Source organism: Corynebacterium ammoniagenes DSM 20306 (genome assembly GCF_001941425.1).
In the GTDB taxonomy this organism is placed as follows: Bacteria; Actinomycetota; Actinomycetes; order Mycobacteriales; family Mycobacteriaceae; genus Corynebacterium; species Corynebacterium ammoniagenes.
In genome coordinates this window covers 1,264,501-1,285,046 of the sequence record NZ_CP009244.1, presented here as the reverse complement: position 1 = coordinate 1,285,046, position 20,546 = coordinate 1,264,501, and the positions used below count along the sequence as shown (strand labels likewise).

Annotated in this window: 19 protein-coding genes and 1 pseudogene; 11 read left to right on the top strand and 9 right to left on the bottom strand. The window is 55.3% G+C overall.

The window, feature by feature from the left end; all coding sequences use genetic code 11:
- The first annotated feature begins 188 nt into the window (after positions 1 to 188).
- From CAMM_RS05905 to CAMM_RS05895, 3 genes are all read left to right on the top strand, one after another.
- Entirely contained in the window at positions 189 to 1,154 is a 966-nt protein-coding gene (locus tag CAMM_RS05905; protein ID WP_003845519.1) for a 1-phosphofructokinase family hexose kinase, read from the top strand.
- A gap of 44 nt (positions 1,155 to 1,198) precedes the next feature.
- Entirely contained in the window at positions 1,199 to 3,328 is a 2,130-nt protein-coding gene (locus tag CAMM_RS05900; protein WP_003845518.1) for a PTS fructose transporter subunit IIABC, read from the top strand.
- A gap of 114 nt (positions 3,329 to 3,442) precedes the next feature.
- A complete protein-coding gene (locus tag CAMM_RS05895; RefSeq protein WP_003845516.1) occupies positions 3,443 to 3,709 on the top strand; it encodes an HPr family phosphocarrier protein in 267 nt (88 codons plus the stop codon).
- Positions 3,710 to 3,790: 81 nt separating this feature from the next.
- Here CAMM_RS05895 and CAMM_RS05890 read toward each other — a convergent pair whose 3' ends face one another.
- The 3 genes from CAMM_RS05890 to hflX all read right to left on the bottom strand — a co-directional run bounded on the left by CAMM_RS05890 (position 3,791) and on the right by hflX (position 7,294).
- Positions 3,791 to 4,291, bottom strand: coding sequence for a GyrI-like domain-containing protein (locus CAMM_RS05890; RefSeq protein WP_003845514.1), 501 nt, complete (start codon positions 4,289 to 4,291; stop codon positions 3,791 to 3,793).
- 65 nt (positions 4,292 to 4,356) lie between these two features.
- Positions 4,357 to 5,640 (bottom strand): uracil-xanthine permease family protein, encoded by a 1,284-nt coding sequence (locus CAMM_RS05885; RefSeq protein WP_040354402.1) that lies wholly within the window; start codon positions 5,638 to 5,640, stop codon positions 4,357 to 4,359.
- 76 nt (positions 5,641 to 5,716) lie between these two features.
- Positions 5,717 to 7,294, bottom strand: coding sequence for a GTPase HflX (gene hflX / locus CAMM_RS05880; RefSeq protein WP_003845511.1), 1,578 nt, complete (start codon positions 7,292 to 7,294; stop codon positions 5,717 to 5,719).
- A 114-nt stretch (positions 7,295 to 7,408) separates the two neighbouring features.
- On the opposite strand from hflX, the gene CAMM_RS05875 reads away from it, so the two are divergent.
- Positions 7,409 to 8,182, top strand: a complete 774-nt coding sequence (locus CAMM_RS05875) for a hypothetical protein (RefSeq protein WP_003845510.1) — start codon at positions 7,409 to 7,411, stop codon at positions 8,180 to 8,182.
- Positions 8,183 to 8,187: 5 nt separating this feature from the next.
- Positions 8,188 to 8,742 carry a hypothetical protein gene (locus CAMM_RS05870; RefSeq protein ID WP_003845508.1) on the top strand — a complete coding sequence of 185 codons (555 nt, stop codon included), beginning with the start codon at positions 8,188 to 8,190 and terminating at the stop codon, positions 8,740 to 8,742.
- A 14-nt stretch (positions 8,743 to 8,756) separates the two neighbouring features.
- Here the strand turns inward: CAMM_RS05870 and dapF are convergent, their stop codons facing one another.
- Genes dapF through CAMM_RS05855 form a run of 3 tightly spaced genes read right to left on the bottom strand, consistent with a single transcriptional unit; the run spans position 8,757 to position 11,192 of the window.
- Positions 8,757 to 9,653, bottom strand: coding sequence for a diaminopimelate epimerase (gene dapF, locus CAMM_RS05865; RefSeq protein WP_003845506.1), 897 nt, complete (start codon positions 9,651 to 9,653; stop codon positions 8,757 to 8,759).
- Between the two features lie 5 nt (positions 9,654 to 9,658).
- The gene (gene miaA / locus CAMM_RS05860) at positions 9,659 to 10,630 is read right to left on the bottom strand and encodes a tRNA (adenosine(37)-N6)-dimethylallyltransferase MiaA (RefSeq protein WP_050759778.1); all 972 of its coding nucleotides are present in this window, start codon (positions 10,628 to 10,630) and stop codon (positions 9,659 to 9,661) included.
- Positions 10,584 to 11,192 (bottom strand): hypothetical protein, encoded by a 609-nt coding sequence (locus CAMM_RS05855; protein WP_040354401.1) that lies wholly within the window; start codon positions 11,190 to 11,192, stop codon positions 10,584 to 10,586. Before CAMM_RS05855 ends, miaA begins: the two co-directional genes overlap by 47 nt.
- A gap of 181 nt (positions 11,193 to 11,373) precedes the next feature.
- On the opposite strand from CAMM_RS05855, the pseudogene CAMM_RS05850 reads away from it, so the two are divergent.
- Both CAMM_RS05850 and CAMM_RS05845 read left to right on the top strand, forming a co-directional pair.
- Positions 11,374 to 12,704: pseudogene (locus CAMM_RS05850) on the top strand (DUF349 domain-containing protein).
- 17 nt (positions 12,705 to 12,721) lie between these two features.
- Complete coding sequence (locus CAMM_RS05845; RefSeq protein ID WP_171974887.1) at positions 12,722 to 13,879, top strand: GNAT family acetyltransferase; 1,158 nt, start codon at positions 12,722 to 12,724, stop codon at positions 13,877 to 13,879.
- A 16-nt stretch (positions 13,880 to 13,895) separates the two neighbouring features.
- On the opposite strand, the gene CAMM_RS05840 is transcribed toward CAMM_RS05845, so the two are convergent.
- Together CAMM_RS05840 and miaB are read right to left on the bottom strand one after the other, a co-directional pair.
- Positions 13,896 to 14,534: an Rv2732c family membrane protein gene (locus CAMM_RS05840; protein WP_040354399.1), complete on the bottom strand. Its 639-nt coding sequence runs from the start codon at positions 14,532 to 14,534 to the stop codon at positions 13,896 to 13,898.
- A 37-nt stretch (positions 14,535 to 14,571) separates the two neighbouring features.
- Positions 14,572 to 16,116 carry a tRNA (N6-isopentenyl adenosine(37)-C2)-methylthiotransferase MiaB gene (gene miaB, locus CAMM_RS05835; protein WP_050759788.1) on the bottom strand — a complete coding sequence of 515 codons (1,545 nt, stop codon included), beginning with the start codon at positions 16,114 to 16,116 and terminating at the stop codon, positions 14,572 to 14,574.
- 381 nt (positions 16,117 to 16,497) lie between these two features.
- Between miaB and gluA the strand changes: the two genes are divergently transcribed.
- From gluA to CAMM_RS05815, 4 genes are all read left to right on the top strand, one after another.
- Positions 16,498 to 17,226, top strand: coding sequence for a glutamate ABC transporter ATP-binding protein GluA (gluA, locus tag CAMM_RS05830; protein WP_040354393.1), 729 nt, complete (start codon positions 16,498 to 16,500; stop codon positions 17,224 to 17,226).
- 41 nt (positions 17,227 to 17,267) lie between these two features.
- Positions 17,268 to 18,146, top strand: a complete 879-nt coding sequence (locus tag CAMM_RS05825) for a glutamate ABC transporter substrate-binding protein (RefSeq protein ID WP_003845490.1) — start codon at positions 17,268 to 17,270, stop codon at positions 18,144 to 18,146.
- Positions 18,147 to 18,247: 101 nt separating this feature from the next.
- Complete coding sequence (locus CAMM_RS05820; RefSeq protein WP_003845488.1) at positions 18,248 to 18,934, top strand: amino acid ABC transporter permease; 687 nt, start codon at positions 18,248 to 18,250, stop codon at positions 18,932 to 18,934.
- Positions 18,934 to 19,872, top strand: a complete 939-nt coding sequence (locus CAMM_RS05815; RefSeq protein ID WP_003845487.1) for an amino acid ABC transporter permease — start codon at positions 18,934 to 18,936, stop codon at positions 19,870 to 19,872. Before CAMM_RS05820 ends, CAMM_RS05815 begins: the two co-directional genes overlap by 1 nt.
- Positions 19,873 to 19,885: 13 nt before the next feature.
- On the opposite strand, the gene recX is transcribed toward CAMM_RS05815, so the two are convergent.
- The gene (gene recX, locus CAMM_RS05810) at positions 19,886 to 20,521 is read right to left on the bottom strand and encodes a recombination regulator RecX (protein WP_003845485.1); all 636 of its coding nucleotides are present in this window, start codon (positions 20,519 to 20,521) and stop codon (positions 19,886 to 19,888) included.
- Positions 20,522 to 20,546: the final 25 nt, after the last annotated feature.

The window sequence follows — 20,546 nt, the reverse complement described above, 5'->3', positions numbered from 1 at the left end:
GGTGTGAAGTTATCAATGGTTGCGGAAAGTATATTCCCCAGAATAACCAAAGGATATCATTGACAACCGGACATATTCGGGCAACAATCAACATTATTGAGTAATATCCCAAGTATTCGCCATGTATTCGGGCTTTGTCCGCATGGCTTTGCCCCAATATAGCTAACTTTTGGAGAACCCCGCGCCTCATGATTGTGACCCTGACTCCTAATCCCAGCATCGATGCCACGATCGCCTTGGATTCCTCGCTAAAACCAGGCACCGTTCACCGTGCCCAAAGCATGACCAACGCGGCAGGTGGAAAGGGAATCAATGTCGCGCACGCAGTGACGTTGGCTAGCCAACCCACCTTGGCGGTGTTTCCCGCCGCCGCCCATGATCCGTTTATTTCTCTGGTTCGCGATATCAACGTTGACATCAAAACCGTCGAAATCGCGGAGACTATCCGTACCAATACCACGGTAACGGAAGCATCCGGGCGTACTACCAAACTCAATGGCAAAGGCCCGCTGGTTGATCACGGCGCGCAACAGCAGCTTATCGATGCCACCTGCGACGCCGCAGCCAACGCTTCCTGGGTAGTAATGGCGGGTTCATTGCCCAATGGCGTGCCAACAGATTTTTATGTCACCGCAATTAAGGCCCTTCGCCAGGCAGCGCCTGAGGTACACATCGCGCTGGATACGTCCGATAAGCCTATGGAAGAAATCTCGCAGCACCTCGATGTTGCTGCCCCGGACCTGTTAAAGCCCAATGGCTTAGAGCTGGGACAACTCGTCGGCGAAGACGGACTAGCGCTAGAAGAAGCTGCAGAACGTGGAGACTTTTCCGGTGTCATTGCCGCCGCCCACAAGGTCAACGCCCAAGGCGTGAAATACGTGCTGGTGACCCTCGGCGCGGCTGGCGCGTTGCTGGTCACCGAATCCGGCGCGTGGATTGCGAGCCCGCCGCCAATTACGGTCACCTCCACCGTCGGCGCAGGTGATAGTAGTCTCGCGGGATTTTTGCTGGCCAAAGCAGCCGGTAAAACCCTGCCGGAATCCTTGCAGCAGTCCGTGGCCTACGGCTCCGCAGCAACCTCATTACCCGGGACCACCATTCCCACTCCAGATATGCTGAACCTGTCGCAGACCACCGTTCGTCAACTGAAGTAAGCAGCGCCCACCTTTCCCTTTTATAAATCAAGGAGAGTCCAGTTATGGCTTCCGATATTATTACGACAGACTTAGTCGCCCTCGATGCTGACTTGGGCACGTCCGTCGACTCTGTCATCACACAGCTCGCGACCATCGTCCACGACGCTGGGCGCGCCAGCGATGTGGAAGGTTTAGCTCAACCTGCCATCGAACGCGAATCCCAAGCGGGTACTGGCGTGCCAGGGCAAGTAGCCATTCCGCACTGCCGTTCCGAGGCCGTCAGCGAGCCCACCCTGGCGTTCGCCCGGTTGTCGCGTCCCGTTGATTTCTCCGGGCCCGATGGCGATGCCGAGTTGGTATTTCTCATCGCTGCCCCTGCTGGTGGCGGCAAGGCGCACCTGAAGATTTTGTCGAAATTGGCGCGTGCTTTAGTGCGCAAGGATTTCCTCGAGTCACTGCGCACCGCTAGCACCAACGAAGAAATCGTCACACTCGTCAGCGACGTTGTCAACGCGGAAAAGAAGCCGAAGGCACAAGCAGAAGCTGCTTCTGCGGAGCCTGCTGCCGCAAATCCTGCTTCTGCGGAGCCTGCTGCCGCAGAGCCTGCTGCGGCAGAAGCTGCATCGACAAGCGATGCTCACGTTCTCAACGTGGTTGCTGTCACCGCCTGCCCCACCGGCATTGCACACACCTATATGGCAGCCGATGCCTTGACCCAATCAGCAGAGACCCGCAAGGACCTCCAGCTGACGGTAGAAACCCAGGGCTCGTCGAATAACACCCCCGTTGCACAATCGGTCATCGATGCTGCGGATGCGGTCATCTTCGCCACCGATGTGGGCGTGCGCGACCGGGAGCGCTTTGCTGGCAAACCAGTTATCGAATCCGGCGTCAAACGGGCCATCAACGAACCCGACGTCATGTTGAACGAAGCCGTTGCTGCCGCGAATAACCCTTCTGCGCGCACCGTCAGTGGTACCCACGCGGCCGGTGGTTCCACTGCCGAAGAAAGCGGCGGTCAGCTTGGCTGGGGAAAGCGCATCCAGCAGGCAGTAATGACCGGTGTGTCCTACATGGTGCCATTCGTGGCTGCCGGTGGTTTGCTCCTTGCTTTGGGCTTTCTCTTCGGCGGGGCGGATATGGCCAATGGTTGGCAGGCGATTTCCACCGAATACTCCTTGACCAACCTCCCCGGCAACCAAGTCGACGTCGATGGAGAAACCTTAACCTTCGAACGCTCCGGACTCCTGCTGTATATCGGTGCCGTACTCTTTGCCACCGGCCAAGCTGCCATGGGCTTTATTGTCTCTGCCTTGTCCGGCTACATTGCCTACGCGCTTGCCGGACGCCCTGGTATCGCGCCGGGCTTTGCTGGCGGTGCCATCGCTGTGACCGTCGGTGCCGGCTTTATCGGTGGTTTGGTCACCGGTCTGCTCGCTGGTCTTATCGCCATGTGGATTGGCTCCTGGAAGGTGCCACGCTGGATGGTGTCGTTGATGCCTGTCATGCTCATTCCGCTGCTGACCACCTTGGTCGTCGGTCTGGCCATGTACTTCGTGCTCGGCGCACCACTTGAGGCACTGATGACTGGCCTGCAGAATATGCTCAGCGGCATGTCGGGCTCCTCGGCCGTCGTGCTGGGCATAGTTCTGGGCCTGATGATGTGTTCTGACCTGGGCGGGCCAATTAACAAGGCCGCGTATCTCTTCGGTACTGCGGGGCTGTCTACCGGTGACCAGGCCTCTCTGGAAATCATGGCTGCGGTCATGGCTGCTGGCATGGTTCCACCAATCGCTTTGTCCATTGCCACCTTCGTGCGCAAGAACCTGTTTACCCCAGCGGAGCAAGAAAACGGCAAGTCGTCCTGGCTGATGGGCCTGGCGTTTGTCTCCGAAGGCGCAATCCCCTTCGCAGCGGCCGATCCATTCCGCGTGATTCCGGCGATGATGGCCGGCGGTGCCACCACTGGTGCGCTCATCATGGCATTCGGTGTGGGCTCTCGTGCCCCACACGGTGGTATCTTCGTGCTCTTTGCTATCGAGCCCATCTGGGGCTATCTCGTAGCGATCCTTGTCGGCACGATCGTGGCAGCTGTCTTGGTCATTGCGCTGAAGCAATTTTGGCCAAATGAGACCATTCAGGAAGCTGCAGCGAAAGATGCCGCAGAAAAGTCTGCCGTCGCAGCTGCCTAAACCCAAGGAAGCAGCTGGGACTTCTCACGAAAGCCTCACCCTTCGTGGCAGATTTTCGGTTTCGACTTTAAACTGGTGAGAGAAATTTTAATTCGGGAAAGGATTTAATAAATCATGGCTTCTAAGACTGTAAAGGTCGGTTCCTCCGTCGGGCTGCATGCTCGCCCAGCATCCATCATCGCTGATGCCGCAGCAGAATTTGATGAGGACATCTTCTTGGCGCTCGTCGGTGAGGAAGATGACGATGAAACTGACGCTGCCTCGTCGTTGATGATTATGGCACTGGGTGCTGAACAAGGCGATGAAGTCACCGTGACCTCCGATAACGCAGAAGCCGTTGACAAGATCGCAGGCCTGATCGAACAAGACCTCGACGCTTAAGCTGCTCGGTCTATTGACCTAATAAAAAGGGTCTAAGCACTTCCTCAACGGTTGTGCTTAGACCCTTTTTAGATCCCGCAATTAGTTCGGGAGGTACCAGTACAAATTCGTGACCGCCGCGCTGGTATCTCCATCCCCGCGGTCAACGTAGTCTTCAAAAGTAGGTTCTGCGACCTTAATTCCTTGTGTGGCAAGTTCTTGGGCGAACCCATCCCAGGACTGGCCCAGCTGGTTATAGCTGCCGTGATGCACAGCCATCGCTGCCGGGCCTTCATCAAAGCTGATGATTTCTACGTCATCAGCGCTGCCATCACCGTGAGTTTCTTGAGCTTCGGCGACTGCTTGCTGAACAGCTTCTAAATCCTGGTCGGCGATAACAAAGGCAGCAGCGATATCAATGTCATCAGGGGAAATGGAGTAGGTATACGCCCGTCCTCCCGCACTATCCGCGCCAGCTTTGGTCATCAGCGCTTCCATGCGTTCATAGCAGGGCTTGAGAAAGGTTGAGATTTCCGCCAGTGGGACACTGTTGCGGATACAAAGAATGTGGTGAGCGGGAACGGTGGTGAGTTCAAACTTCATAGCGGGCACTCCTATTCGGTACGCCACAGCTGGTGCTGTACCGCCTAGGCTACCACTGTCAAAAGCTAGTACTTCGCGTGTTCGCCTTCACCTACGGTTTCGTACAAGCGCTTTAAAATCGGGTACGCGATGATAATCCCGAGGGAGCCCCAAGCAATACCTTCCAAGGTAATACCGAAGACAGTTAGCGTTAAGTTGCCAATACCCGCTACCAGCGCCACCGCCGCGCAGGTGAGGTTGACGGGGTTGTTGAAATTGACCTTATTGTCCATCCAGATGCGAATACCCAGCATGCCAATGAGGCCATACAGCACCAAGGTGGCACCACCCAGCACGCCTGTGGGAATGGTGAAAATTAACGCGCCGAACTTCGGGATAAAAGCCAAGGCAATTGCAGTCGCTGCCGCAACCCAATACGCAGCGGTCGAATACACGCGCGTTGCCGCCATCACGCCAATATTTTCAGCGTAGGTAGTAGTTGCCGAACCGCCAAAGCCACCGGCCAACGTAGTAGCCAGACCATCGGCAACGAGCGCGTCGCCGGCCAGGTCATCCAAGTCACGCTTGGTCATCTCGCTGACAGCCTTGACGTGGCCGACGTTTTCCGCAATCAACACCACCAATACCGGCAACGCCACGGCAATCGCGGAAAAGTTGAACTCAGGCGCATGGAAATCCGGCAGACCGATCCACGCTGCGTCCGCGATGGTTTCGGCAGCTCCCTCGCTGAGATTGCCGGTTAGAGCTGCAAAGATCCAACCGATCATGACACCGATGAGGATTCCGAGGCGAGAAATCATCCCACGCCCGGCAATCGTGCACAGCACAATGGCCACTAGGGTTACGGCCGCGACCGCCGGTTGGGTTTGGAAGTTGGACGCCGCGGTCGGCGCCAAGTTCAAACCGATCAGTGCGACGATCGCACCGGTCACCGCCGGTGGCATCACAGCATCAACAACCTTGCGCCCAGCAGCTTTGACGATGAAGCCAATAACAACCAAGCACAGGCCCGTGACCAAGATGGAACCAGCCTGCGCACCAATCCCGTATTGCTGGGATGCGGACAAGGGCGCAATAAACGCGAAAGAGGACCCGAGATACGACGGGAGTCGATTGCGGGTAATCAGCAGGAATAAGATGGTGCCGACGCCGGAGAATAACAGCGTGGTGTTAACGGGAAAGCCCGTCAGTGTTGGCACCAGTAACGTTGCACCAAACATCGCAATGACATGCTGCATGCCAATGCCAATGGTTCGCGGCCAGTTCAGGCGCTCTTCAGGAGAAACTACTGCCCCTGGTTGAATTTTCTTACCGTCGCCGTGCAGCTTCCAGCCAATTAATGAACTCACGAAATTCTATTATTGCGTATGCCGGCAATTTCACCTAAATAAATGCCTCAGCAACCCCGGAAGGAACCAAAGACGTTTAAGAAGCGCTGCGCTTTGAGTCCGTGGACGTGGGGTCGTCGTCATGAAGATTCTTCAGTTCTTCTTCATCGACAATGAATTCTTCTACCTCACCAGCAACCTGCGCCGGCAAGCGCACATCGACGAAGGTTCCAGCTGCCAGATAAGACTCTTCCAGCACGGTGCCCAAGTCATGGACGCGGGCGATAACATCGCCGCGGGTAAAAGGCACCAAGAGCTGCACGTGAGAATCGAGCGAATTTAAAAAGAGCTCAATTCGGGTAGTTAACTCGCTAATGCCTTCGCCGGTAGCGGCCGATACGTAGACGACATTCTCACGGTCTAAAACGTGGCGAATCTCCGCAAGGGCCAAATCATCAGCCGCGTCAATCTTGTTGACCACGATGATTTCTGGTGGCGGGGTCTCCCCTGTTTCCTTCGCGATGTCATAGATTACTTTGTTGACGGCTTCGATCTGCTTCAACGGGAATGGATCTGCGCCATCCACGACGTGCAGCATTAAGTCCGCATTAAAGACTTCTTCCAACGTGGACTTAAAAGCTTCCACCAGCTGGGTGGGAAGATGGCGCACAAAACCTACGGTGTCAGTCAGCACCACGTGGCGTCCATCGCCCAGTTCTGCCTTACGCGTGGTGGGATCCAAGGTCGCAAAAAGTGCATCCTCAACCAATACGCCCGCACCTGTGAGCGCATTAATCAAAGAGGACTTGCCGGCGTTGGTATAGCCAGCGATAGCAATCTGCGGCACCGTGGAGCGCTGCCGTCCAGCGCGCTTAACGTCACGCGCGGTCTGCATGCCTTTTAATTCCTTGCGCAAACGCGACATTTCCGAGCGGATCCGGCGTCGATCCGACTCAATTTTGGTCTCACCAGGTCCGCGCAGACCAACGCCACCGTTTGAACCGGCACGGCCACCGGCCTGGCGTGACAGGTTGCCACCCCAACCACGGGTATGGGTGTACAGGTATTCCAGCTGCGCGAGCGCAACCTGAGCTTTACCTTCTTTTGACTTCGCGTGTTGAGCAAAGATGTCCAACACCAACATGGTGCGGTCAATGACCTTGGTGTTGAGTTCCCTTTCCAGCGCGTTGAGCTGACCAGGGGTAAGTTCACCGTCACAAATGACGGTATCTGCTCCCGTGGACTCGATGATCTGTTTGAGCTCTTTGACCTTGCCAGAGCCGATAAAGGTACCGGCGTCAGGCTTTTCGCGCTTTTGGTAGAGCATGTCGACGATTTCTGCGCCAGCAGTTTCCGTCAAGGCAGCAAGTTCCGCCATGGCGGCTTCTACTTCTGCGATGGTGCCTTCGGTCCAGACACCGACCAAAATAACCTGTTCAAGGCGCAGCTTGCGGTATTCAACTTCATAAACATCATCCGCGTCTTCGTGGCGAATCTCAGTTCGTCTCGTCGCCTGGCGGACAGCATTACGTTCTGCGAGCTCTAGCTCGCCAACGGTAAAATCTTCTTCTTCGCGCTCACCAGAAAGGGGCTGCGGGGTATTTTCTGAAAAAGCACGCGCCAAAAGCTCGTCGCGTTCTTTATCACTATCAAATCGGTTTGAAAAATCTGTCATTGTCCTCCCAGTATCGCATGAAACCCGTGCTATTGGCTAGGAGTTACTGGTAAAAGTCCGTAAATGTCTTCGACACATTTTCACTAACGCACATTAGGGACTAGAATCAAATCCATGACTACCGCCCAGACCCACTCAGAAATGCTTGCGCTCGGTTTCGATTCTGAGCAATGGCAAGACGTTGTGGAAGCAGCTATTGCCACCAACCAGCTCACCGTGACTGGTGAAGTCCGTGGTGGCCAGCTGGTTCAGTTCGCAGACGCTTCCGGTGCGCAGCTGAACATCCTCGCTGTGGAACCATTTTCGACCTACATTGGCTTCGAAGGTATTACCCAAGCTTTCGCGCATGTCTCCATGGTCAATGATGTTTTGAGCTATATGAACATCATCACCCCAACCGGAGACACCATTGCGGAAATCACGGCCAACCTTGCCCAAGGCCCGCTTTTGGCTGAGGTGGAAGAACAGCAGTGGCAGCAAGTAGGTATCACTGCGATGGGACTTGCGGTGAAGTCTTATGACTCCGTGGCGGCTTTCGAAGAAGCAGAAGGTGCCTACCCAGCACTCTTTGAGTCCGAGGGTGCGGAAGTAATCAACTCCGGCAACGGTGGCGCTGCCCCGACCCCGGGCGCTCGCTTTGCGGCCCGCGTTTTGGAATCTGGATGGCGCCACAACCAACTCAGTGGCAAGCGGTTCATGCACCTAGTACTCGACGGTGCATTCCCGTTCGACCTGTGCCTTCCTGAATCATTCGGTGATCTGCCAGCCAAGGATACTGTCCTTGCTGGTACCGCCCTGATGACCGCAACTGTTCTCACTCCTATGTCCGGTGGCTGTGGCTCCGGCGGCGGTTGTGCTTGCGGTTCAGGTGGCTGCGGCGGGCACTAATTATCATGCAGTGGCGCCCGAGCGGATTAACAGCACGTCAGCGCACCATTTTTGGCGTAATCGCCATTATGGTCGCTGTTTTCGTTGTGCTCAGTTCTCTTCGTCTCACCGGCCTTCTTATCTGCCTGATTATTTTGCCGCTCGCATTGTTTATGCTGTATTCACGGCCCGATGCCTCTGAGCAAAAGACCCTGCGTTCCTCTATCTCGCTATCTGCCGATGACATCGAGGATGTGGCCGAAGAATTTGAACACTTCGCTCACTCGCCAGAGGCCGAGGCAATTGCGGATCGCACCTTGCACCGCCCTGCCTTGCTAGACCCCGAATGCCAAGACCCAGCCGTGGAAAAATTCCACTATCAGCTGTCTACCGCTAAACGCTTCCTTCGCCGCTTAGAGGCCCGTCTGGCAAGCCCAAGCATGGAAACCAACGAGCTCGAACAGCTGTTGACGGTGACGGATCAGCGCTCCTTTGAGCTTAAAGAGTCCTGGCTGGAAGCTCGGCGTGCCGCGCTGGCGCTAGGACCGAAATACGATCCTAACTCCCGCGGGGATTATTAATCCCTCGTTTCTGCTTAAATAGCAGCCAAGCCAGTAGCCACAATTTCAGAAGGACCACGCAAGGTTGAGCCGTCTTCACGTACTTCAACCTGTACTTGTCCACCTGGGACGTTCACCGTGACGGAACCAGTCACTGCGCCCGCATCTGCCAACGCTGATACAGCTGCTGCAACGGTACCCGTACCACACGAGCGGGTCTCTCCCACTCCGCGTTCAAAAACGCGCATATTCACTTCGCCGTCTTTCAGTGGAGTAACGACTTCAACGTTAAGCCCGTGTGGGAAAAATTCGGCGTCATACACTGGTTGTTCCAACACCAGCTCAGCCAAAGCTTCTGCATCCAGGCCTGGAATGGTGGCAGCAAGGTGAGGATTTCCCATATCCACGCCAAGTCCCGCATAAAAGAACCCGGCCATCTGAGCGGTTGACAATCCCATGACCTCGGGTACGCCCATCTCTACGCTGACATCTGCACGACGAGAGTCGCAGGCGTGCACGGTAACTGGCTTCGCTCCCGCGCGAGTTCCCACGGTAAAAGATATTCCCTTACCGGCCGCGCCCCGAGGTGGTACCGACACGAGTCCTTGCGCCACTACCCAGTGGGCGAAGACGCGAGTGCCGTTGCCACACATCTCGGCAATGGAGCCATCCGCATTGCGGTAGTCCATAAACCAGTCATCGCCAGCAATACCTTCAGCGAGCTCATCAATCTCGCCATTGTCCACGAGTGCTTGCGCACGGATTACGCGCAGCAAACCATCGGCACCGATACCCGCTCGGCGATCACATAATGCCGCCACGCGGTCAGCGTCGAGCGAAATCTTGCCTTCTGGGTCATTGACGATGATGAAATCATTTTCCGTGCCATGACCTTTGGCAAATGGTAGCGATGCAGTGGAGATATTAGCCATAGTGTCTATTCTATAACTTCCAGCATCTGCGATGCCTGTGGCAGGGTCGGTGCCGTAGCATCTAACCACTGGATGCGCTTATCGCGGTGAAACCACGAACGCTGGCGACGCACATAACGCCGAGTCCCGATAATGGTTTTCTCGACTGCCTCATCCCACTCCAGCTCGCCTGCCATCGCTTGCAACACTTGGGCATAGCCGATGGCACGACCTGCCGTAGAGTCTCGGACCAAGCCCTGGTCCAGCAAGGCTTCGACTTCGCCCACCAAGCCTTGTTCGAACATGAGATTAGTGCGCAGTTCGATGCGGGGATTGAGCCAATCGGCGTTGGTTTCTAGCCCCAGCAATTGCGCATTCCAGCGCGGTGGCGCATTCTTCGGTGGCTGGCTAGCTTGAAACGGCTTTCCCGTCAGTTCAATGACTTCTAGGGCGCGCACCGTACGACGCGGGTCATTGTCTTCGATAATCGAAGCTGCCTGCGGGTCCACCTCAGCCAACTTGGCGTGCATTGCTTGGACGCCAAGCTCGTTAAGCTCCGCTTCATACTTCGCGCGCACATCTGGATCAGTAGGTGGAAATGCCCACGCGTCTACTAATGACTGCACATACATCATGGAACCGCCGACGATGATCGGGCGTTTCCCACGCGACATAATTTCTTCTACATCGCGCACGGCATCGTCTTGGTAGCGAGCAACCGAGGCCGTCTCAGTTATATCCCACACATCCAACTGATGATGCGGAATGCCTTCGCGTTCCTCCACGGTTAGCTTGGCGGTGCCAATATCCATACCGCGATACAGCTGCATAGAGTCACAGTTGACCACTTCGCCATCGAAGTGGTGCGCAAGCTGCAAGGACAATGCTGACTTGCCAGACGCAGTGGGCCCGACAACCACGATGGGCCTGAGTTTTTCTTCGTCCACGCTTTTATACCTTCCAAGCTGCAATGTACCGACCAACCCCAAGCGATGCATCAGAATCTATAAGCTCCGCCTTCTCGGGCTTGTGGTGTGCCACTTCCAGCCACAGTTCGGGTTCGATCACCCCGGCATCGACAAGTTTTTGTGCATCGACCTGCTCCGCTTGGCCGCGAAGGACCTGCTGACACCACTGATCTGCTTGCGCTGCTGTCTCCAGCAAAGCCAACGGTGCACGCGGCGTTAACCCTGCGCTGCCATCGAGAACCACGATGGTCAAAGCGTCCGCATCTATTTCACCAATCTCGCTGCGGCATTCGACGATATCCGCTGCTGGTACTCCCGCTGCGTGCAGGATATAGCGGCTAATGAGCTCACCGAGGAAATGGCCCTGCCCCAGCTGTACCTGCGGCGCACCCCACGCGCGAAAGCTACCGGCGTGCGCGGTGTACCAACGCTTATCCTGCGATGAGACCACATGGATTGCTCGAGGATGTTGCTGATGAAGCTGTGCAATCAGCTCCACTGCTGCATCAAGCAACCGCCGCGATGGCACATCATGAGGTGAAAGCTCCGGAATAAGCGCCGGCGAACCGGGGATGAAGACGACATTGTTCATTGTGTGTTCTATCCTAAGCCCGCTCACAGACATTCGTGACTTTAACCCCTGACAATGATGCCCAAATCGCGCTATTGTGTAACAAGACACGTGCGTACCTTAAAAGTGGGCGTTCGTTATTTAATTTCTCGGCAGCCGTGACGCGCGGCACAGCCTTTCAAGTAAGGACGGAGTTCATCTCATGGCTACCTCTACCCCCTCCCCTGCCAATATGCCGAAGCCGGGCCCGCGCCCAGGCGCTAAGTCCCCGGCAGCACCAACTGCGCCGGCGGTGGTTACGATGAATAAACCTCCGCAATCCGACCCGAGCAAATGGGGTCGAATTGATGACAATGGCACGGTCTTTGTCACCACTGCCGATGGGGAGCGCGAGGTAGGTAGCTGGCAGGCAGGCACCGCAGAAGAAGGCCTGGCGCACTTTGGTGCACGCTACGACGACCTGGCCACCGAGGTAGAACTTTTGGAAGCACGCCTCAAAGCACACCCAGACGAAGCGGAGTCCATTAAACAAACCGCGGCGGATCTCAAAGCCACGGTTCCCACGGCAGCTGTCGTGGGCGATTTAGCGGCGTTGGAAAAACGTTTAGATGCCATCCAAGAACACTCCGTTAAAGCGGGTGAACAAGCTGCCGCGGATAAAGCACGTCGACGCGAGGAAGCTATCGCTGCCAAGGAAAAACTTGCGGCAGAAGCTGAAGAGATCGCGGAAAACTCCACGGAGTGGAAGGCAGCCGGCGACCGCATTCGGGAAATCCTCAATGAGTGGAAGAAGATTAAAGGCATCGACCGCAAGACCGATGATGGCCTGTGGAAGCGTTACTCGCGCGCCCGTGATGCCTTCAACCGTCGCCGCGGTGCGCACTTCGCAGAACTTGACCGTGGACGCGCTGCAGCACGCAAGAAGAAGGAAGAACTGGTCGAGCGCGCCGAAGCTCTAAAGACATCCACGGATTGGGGTCCAACTGCGCGTGCCTACCGTGATTTGATGAAGGAGTGGAAAGCTGCCGGCCGAGCACCACGCGAGGTTGATGACCAACTCTGGGCAGCGTTCCGTGGCGCCCAAGACTACTTCTTTGCCGAACGCGATGCTGTCAATAGCCAACGCGACCAAGAGTTTGCGGAAAACGCACGCGCGAAAGATGCGCTCATCGCGGAATACGACCCGCAGATTGATCCGGCGAAAACGTCGACGCTGCCAAGGCGAAGCTGCGTGAGCTGCAAGAAAAGTGGGAAGCCATTGGGTTCGTGCCACGCGAACAGATCCGCCAGTATGAAGACAAGATTGGCGCTTTGGAAAAGCGCGTCGCTGATGCAGAAGAGTCCAATTGGCGCCGCACCGATCCAGAAGTACAAGCCCGCGTTGACCAATTCAAGGCAAAGGTTGACGAGTTTACCGCGCAAGCTGAAGCCGCTGAAGCCAAAGGCAAGACCGCAACGGCAGAAGAACTGCGTGCCCAGGCTGCCCAGTGGGCTGAGTGGGCAAAGACTGCTGAAGCTGCAGTAGAAAGCTAAGAAGAAGTTAACTAACCGTGGATAACCTGCATCTCGTGCAGTTTGCGCCACCACAATTTCCCTCCGGTTCTTCTGCTGCGACTGCAGCGAGCCCGGAGGGATTTATTCCTACGCCCTCTGATGCCGTACGCACTTTTGCGTTTATGGCTAATTTGTATGCGCAGGAAGCCAGTGGTGATCCTGCTGCCTCAGCCTCCCCCGAACGCGTCGTTCACCGACTCCGCGGCTCGAATGAATCAACCACCCATATCTTCGCCCTAGTTGAAGGCACTCAACCGCTCGGTGAAGTCTCTCCTTTGGGCGTGCCCTATATCCCATCCACCGGTGAGTGCCCCGACTATGACTACGCCGGATTTATCCACATCAGCGTGCCATTGCTGGAAGAAAAAGACACAGCTGACTTAGACTTCGTCCTCGACGTCAACTTTCTCCCGCTTCCGGGCCAACCGCTGGACGACGATGCCCAGCACGTTGCTACCACGCTCGTTAATCACGGATTAGATTTGGCACAGAAGATGGGTCGTAGCACCCTGCAGGCTAGTTCATTACACGCTGACGGGACGCCTGCTGACGCGGATCCTTTCAGCGCTGCTTATCGTGCGGCAGGGTTTAATATCAAACACGCGGAGCGCCAAGTCAAAGTCCACGTGCCTGAATACCCAGCGACTGTGCTCATTCCTGCAGGTTTTAGCGCACACGCATGGCTGGACTATGACATCCCCGAAGACTTTCTGGACGATGTCATCCGCTTGCTGACTATCGCCTCCGAAGATTCCCTCACGGGCGATCTCAGCGTGGAACCAATTCAGTGGAACCGCACCCGCCTGGCGGAGGCGCACGGCCGGCTGCGCTCGCGTAATGCGCATACGCTCATGGTAGCGCTCGTCGATGATTCGAGGCAGACCGTCGTGGCGTTAACAGAACTAGGCCGCCATGCCGGCTCTGATCCAGAAGTCGCCGAGTGGACCGTCACGGTCACGGCCCGCGAATGGCGGCAGCAGCAACTTGCTACCAGAATCAAGCTATTTGCCTTGACGAAACTGCGCGAACACTGGCCCGATGTACAACGAGCTTATGCCTCCATCGGGGTGGATGATACCGCGATGAACCACATCTTTGATGGCCTTGGGGCCACTGGAATCTCCCAATCTGAGGCTTGGGAGTTAAAGGCTTAGCCAGCCCGTAGCTCGCTTAAGCCTCAGGACGTTGGTTTCTATTTGCTTGGTTGCCGCGGTGGCGCCGTGCTGCTCGCTCCCTGCGGTCATCGACAAGCAATGGGTTAACCTCTGGCGCCGCTTCTCGACGAATATCCATCTGGGCCTGGCCAACCGTATCTAGCTGGGATGCAGCCTGGCGCGCATTTTCTGCCGCCTCGATCTGCTCAGGACTGCGGCGTAATGCAACTAAGGAAAAGGACACGGTTGCAATCGCAACGGCAATGATGCCGCACCACAAACCAATTTCCGCGCCATCAGCGCGTGAGCCGCGCATCCACACCATAAACAGCGAGTAGGCAAGACCGACGGTCACCAACATCCAACCGACTAAGCCGAAAAGCGCGCGGCGGGTAATAAGCGTCAGCGTTGTACAAATACCCACGCCAAACGTGGCCAAAATAGCAAAGATAAACTCTGCGATGGACATTTTCTCGCGAGCTTCGGCGGAGAAAGTAATGATTTCAAAACCATGAATCCCTGCCGAATGCGGCAAAATGAGCCATGCGAGGTAGAACGCAACCGCAATGGTGAGCGGAATGACTTGGTTTCGCAAGTCCATGGTTCGAGCAATTCTACGCTCTGCTTGGATGGGGTTTTCTTGCTGCTTAGACACAGTTACCTAGCCTACTCGTTGTTGTACATTCGCCACTTTAGATGCCACACGCTGGCGACGACGCGGGCTGCTCGGCTGGCTTGCCAATCTTGGGCAATCCCAAACCAACGCCAATGGGCTGAGTTGTTGGGGTCTGACCCAACGCCGACATATCACCGGCTTTTGTGCGACGGTGCGACGCCACTCCTTCATCAGCGATCAAGAAGAAGGAACCGGCATCCGTAATGGTCGTGTGCACGATATCGCCAGGACGGATCTGCTCAGAGATGTCTTCGCCGTTAGCGACCGGTGCAAAGTGCACCAAACGGCCATCACGGGCACGACCACTAAGGCGGTGCTTTTCATTATTTTTGCGGCCTTCAGCTTGCACCAAAAGCTCCACGTCCGTGCCGATCAGCTTGGCATTTTCTTCCGCCGCAATCTCATCTTGCAGCTTAATCAACCGCTCGAAACGCTCCTGCACGACGTGCTTTGGCACCTGCTCGTCCATGGTGGCAGCGGGAGTGCCAGGCCGTGGTGAGTACTGGAAGGTGTATGCGGCGCTAAAACGTGCACGCCGCACGATATCCATGGTGCCTTGGAAATCTTCCTCGGTCTCTCCTGGGAAACCGACGATGATATCCGTGGTGATAGCAGCATGCGGCATCTTCTCACGTACTTCATCCACAATGCGCATGAACTTCTTCGTGCGGTAAGACCGGCGCATATTCTTGAGTACTTTGTCGGATCCAGACTGCAGCGGCATGTGCAGCTGTGGGCAGACCGCGGGAGTCTCAGCCATCGCGTCAATGACATCAGAGGTAAATTCCGCAGGGTGCGGGGAAGTAAACCGCAAACGCTCTAATCCTTCAATCGCGCCAACGGCACGAAGGAGCTTGGAAAAGGCGAATTTATCGCGCGGCAAATCAGGATCCGCAAAATTCACGCCATAAGAGTTCACGTTTTGTCCCAACAGGGTCACTTCGGTAACACCCTGGTCAACCAATGCTTGCACCTCGGCCAAGATATCGCCGGGACGACGGTCTTCTTCCTTACCGCGCAGGGAAGGAACGATGCAGAAAGTACATGTGTTGTTGCAGCCCACGGAAATAGAGACCCAACCTGCGTAGGAGGACTCACGCTTCGCAGGCAGTACAGAAGGAAACGCCTCCAGCGAGTCAACGATTTCTACCTGGGCCTTCTCATTGTGGCGTGCGCGTTCCAACAGGGTTGGAAGCGCTGCCATATTATGAGTACCAAATACTGCATCTACCCACGGTGCATTGGAAACAACGGTGTCTTTATCTTTTTGCGCTAAGCAACCACCAACAGCAATCTGCATTCCCGGGTGATTTTCTTTAACCTTCTTCAACGCACCGAGCGAGCCATAAAGGCGCTTATCCGCATTTTCACGGACAGCACACGTGTTAAAGACCACGAGATCCGGCTCAGCCTCCTGCTCCGCGGCGATATAGCCAGCCTCTTCCAAAAGGCCGGAAATTCGCTCGGAGTCATGAACATTCATCTGACAGCCAAAAGTACGAACCTCGTAGGTACGAGGTTGTTCTTCGGCAACAGCAGTTGCCGCGTTGCTTAAGGCCACAGGGTTTTCATTGGGGTTTTCGCGCTTGGTTTCCACGTGTGGTCATTGTAGTGGCCTTTTGCACCAGTGCCTAACCACCGACGACACACTAGCGCGTCGACACCTGCGGTGAGCGAACAGGGCAAAACGGGGGCACTATTGGGGGCTATTTTGCATATTTACCCAAAGACATTCACAAATATTGGCTTTGCATGCGAAACAATACTGTATACGCCGCAACCTGCGATATCGGCAAATCGCACGGCGGAAATATTTGCAATAGTTGCGAAGTTTATCAATTTGTTACTTAAACTAAGCCTTCCTTGCGAAGATTACCGCCTACGATTCTCACTATGCTGCAAAACACACGCGAAGGGAGAAAGTGAAGTGACAGACACTCCGATGATTCGCATGAGCGGCGTGCAGAAGTTCTTCGATGACTTCCAAGCGCTCAAAGATATTGACTTAGAGGTTGCGCACGGCGAAGTCGTGGTAGTTCTTGGTCCGTCTGGATCCGGTAAGTCAACGCTCTGCCGAACCATCAACAGACTTGAAACAATTGAAGAAGGAACCATTGAAATTGATGGAACCATCCTCCCAGAAGAAGGCAACCAGCTAGCAAAGCTGCGCGCCGATGTCGGAATGGTTTTCCAGCAGTTCAACCTGTTTCCACACCTGACAATTTTAGACAACGTCACCTTGGGCCCCATCAAGGTGCGCAAGCTGAAAAAGTCCGCAGCCGAAGAGCGTGCAATGCAGCTTCTCGATCGCGTGGGTATTGGCAACCAGGCTTCAAAATATCCCGCACAGCTTTCGGGCGGTCAACAACAGCGCGTGGTCATTGCGCGTGCACTCGCCATGGAACCCAAAATCATGCTTTTCGACGAGCCTACTTCAGCGCTTGACCCAGAAATGGTCAATGAAGTCCTTGATGTTATGGCTTCCCTCGTCAAGGACGGAATGACCATGGTCGTCGTAACACACGAGATGGGTTTTGCTCGGCGTGCTGCAGACCGGATTTTATTTATGGCGGACGGAGAAATTGTCGAGGACTCGGATCCGGCAAACTTCTTTGATAACCCACAGTCTGACCGTGCCAAAGACTTCTTGGGCAAGATTCTTTCTCACTAACCCTGTAACAACTTCCCTATCTTTCACATAAGGAGAAAACCATGTCACGTTCTATTACTCGTATCGCAGCGATCATCGGCTCCGTAGCTATTTCGGGCAGCCTCCTTGCCGCTTGTGGCGACTCCGGCGGAGGCGACTCCGAAGGTCTACTCGGCTCCATCGAGGCGGGCAATGTCACCCTGGGCACCAAGTTTGACCAACCTGGTCTGGGACTTCGCGAACCCGACGGATCCATGACCGGTCTTGATGTTGATGTTGCAACCTACGTTGTTAACTCCATCGCGGAAGAAAATGGCTGGGAGGAGCCCTCCATCGACTGGCGCGAGGCACCTTCCGCACAGCGTGAAACTCTCATCCAAAACGGTGAGGTCGACATGATCACCGCTACTTACTCCATCAACCCAGGTCGTTCAGAGTCGGTCAACTTCGGTGGGCCATACCTGCTGACCCACCAGGCCTTGTTGCTCCAAGACGGCAATGATGAAATCTCTGGTCTTGATGATTTGGACGGCAAGATCTTGTGCTCGGTCACCGGTTCGACCCCAGCACAAAAGGTCAAGGAAGCCCTTCCTACCGTCCAGCTGCAGGAATATGACACCTACTCCAGCTGTACTGAGGCACTGCGCCAGGGCAACGTTGATGCCATGACCACCGACGCAACCATCCTCAACGGTTATGCAGCACAGTCTCCTGGCAACTTCCGCGTTGTAGAACTCGAGCAAGATGGCGAGCCATTTACTAACGAGTACTACGGCATCGGCTTGACTAAGGATGACGAGGAAGGCACCGACGCTATCAACACCGCGTTACAAGCAATGATCGATGATGGCTCGTTCGACCAGTTCATTTCCGACAACTTGGGCGAAGGCGAAGCAATCACCGAAGGCACCCCAGGTGACCTTTCCTTCCTGGATGAATAATCCTGCCGCGTAATGCCTAGAAAAGCCCCGTGATTCCAACATAGCCGGGGCTTTTCTCGCTCAATACGCATTATGTGCTTGCAAACTATACGAGGAGAACTATGAACGCCATGTGGGAACAGCTATTACCTGGCTTATGGCCAGCGTTTTGGCTAACCATCCAACTGACTTTTTGGTCGGCGATTGGTGCAATCATTCTTGGAACCATTCTCACCGCCATGCGCGTCTCACCGGTCGCGATTTTACGGTCTATATCCACGTTTTATATCTCCGTGGTCCGTAATACTCCCCTGACGCTTATCGTCTTGTTCTGTTCCTTTGGTCTGTACCAGAACCTGGGTATGGCTCTGGCGAGTCGCGAATCGTCAACCTTTTTGGCTGACAACAACTTCCGCCTCGCCATCGTGGGCTTTATCTTGTACACCTCAGCGTTCGTTGCTGAGTCCCTGCGCTCCGGCATCAACACCGTGGATTTTGGTCAAGCTGAAGCAGCCCGGTCAATTGGCTTGAGCTTTTCCGACATGTTCAGAAAGATCGTCTTCCCACAGGCCGTTCGCGCTGCCATTGTTCCGCTGGGCAATACGCTTATCGCGTTGACCAAGAATACGACGATTGCCTCGACCATCGGTGTGGCTGAAGCATCCCTGCTGATGAAGTCAACGATTGAGAACCACGCGAATCAGCTCTTTATTATCTTCTTCGTCTTCGCACTTGGCTTCATCATCTTGACGTTGCCGATGGGTCTTGGCTTAGGCAAACTCTCTGAGAAAATGGCGGTGAAGAAGTAATGGCTGTACGCGCTACTGTTCTCTACGATGCTCCCGGGCCCAAAGGGCGCCGAAACAACCGCATCTATTCCGTCATTGCCGCCGTGATTTTCCTCGCGGTCATCGCTTGGGTGGCATGGACGCTTAACAACAACGGCCAGTTTGAAAGCCGATTGTGGACCCCATTTTTGCAGAGCCAAACCTGGACCACCTACTTGCTGCCTGGTCTTCGCGGCACGCTCTTTTCTGCATTTGCTTCCATCATCCTCGCGTGTATCTTCGGCGTGGTACTAGGGCTAGGACGCCTATCTGAACATCGCATTGTCCGATGGATCTGCGGTGTCATCGTGGAATTCTTCCGCGCTATCCCCGTGCTGTTGTTGATGATTTTCGCGTACCAGCTCTTCGCTGTCTACGACCTCGTCCCCTCGCAACAACTTGCCTTCTCCGCCGTCGTCTTGGCATTGACCTTGTACAACGGCTCAGTGATTGCAGAGATCCTGCGCTCCGGCATCCGGTCTTTGCCCAAGGGACAAACAGAAGCGGCCAAGGCTATTGGTCTGTCTCATCGCTTGACGATGTACCGCGTTCTTCTCCCGCAAGCAATTGCCTCCATGTTGCCAGCGTTGATTGCACAGATGGTCATTGCATTGAAAGACTCCGCACTGGGCTACCAAATTGGCTACGTCGAAATCGTGCGCTCTGGTATCCAGTCCGCATCGTACAACCAGAACTTCCTTGCGTCCCTGGTTATCGTCGGCATCATTATGGTGCTCATCAACTGGGGTCTTACTACCCTGGCACAGCGCATTGAACGCCAGCTACGCGCTGGCCGTGCTCGCAAAAATATTATTGCCAAGGTGCCAGAACAACCAGATCAAGGCATTGATACCAAAGACAATGCCAACGTCGACTGGCGCGCTCCTGGGTATAAGGAAATCACTAACCCGTCGGAGTAAAAATTTCTACTATTTAAGCTGTCCCCAACTCCTCGCAGCGCTCATCCAAAGCGCGGCGTGCGAGGTTGAGGGACATTCCTCCGTTGAAGCCCCGTCGAGCAAGTACACCAACGATCCGGCGTAACGCCTTGTCACGCTCAGCCCGATCTTCCGGTACGTGCTTAATGGACTTCGCCTTTTTTACAGCGAGTTTCCACGCCATTTCCTCTTCATCATCGTCATCGATTTGCTCCAGCGCCTGCTCGCGGATGGCAGGCGCTATCCCCTTGCGAATAAGCTCCTGATTGAGCGCGCGGGCGGATTTACCGCGGCGGGCGTGCCGCTGTCTCACCCACTCGGTAGCGAAGGCTTCATCATTGATAAGCCCCACACCCGTTAGGTCATCCAGGACATCCTCAATGACGGGCTCAGCAAACTCGAGCTTAACCAGGCGCTCGTGTAGCTCATGCCGAGAGCGTGCGCGTTCATCCAGCAACCGCAGCGCCCGCGCGCGCACGTCTGCTTTCGCTTCTTCCGCTTCATGGTCAATGAGCGGATTGCGTACAGCTCCCTCAGCGTAATCTTCTAAGGCCTGGCGAAGCTTTGCTAGCTTCTCCTCGCTCGGCTGTTGCGCCGTCACTGACAATCCCCTTCTTCTCATCCCATGCATGGTCTAAAAAATGCGCGGACCCAGT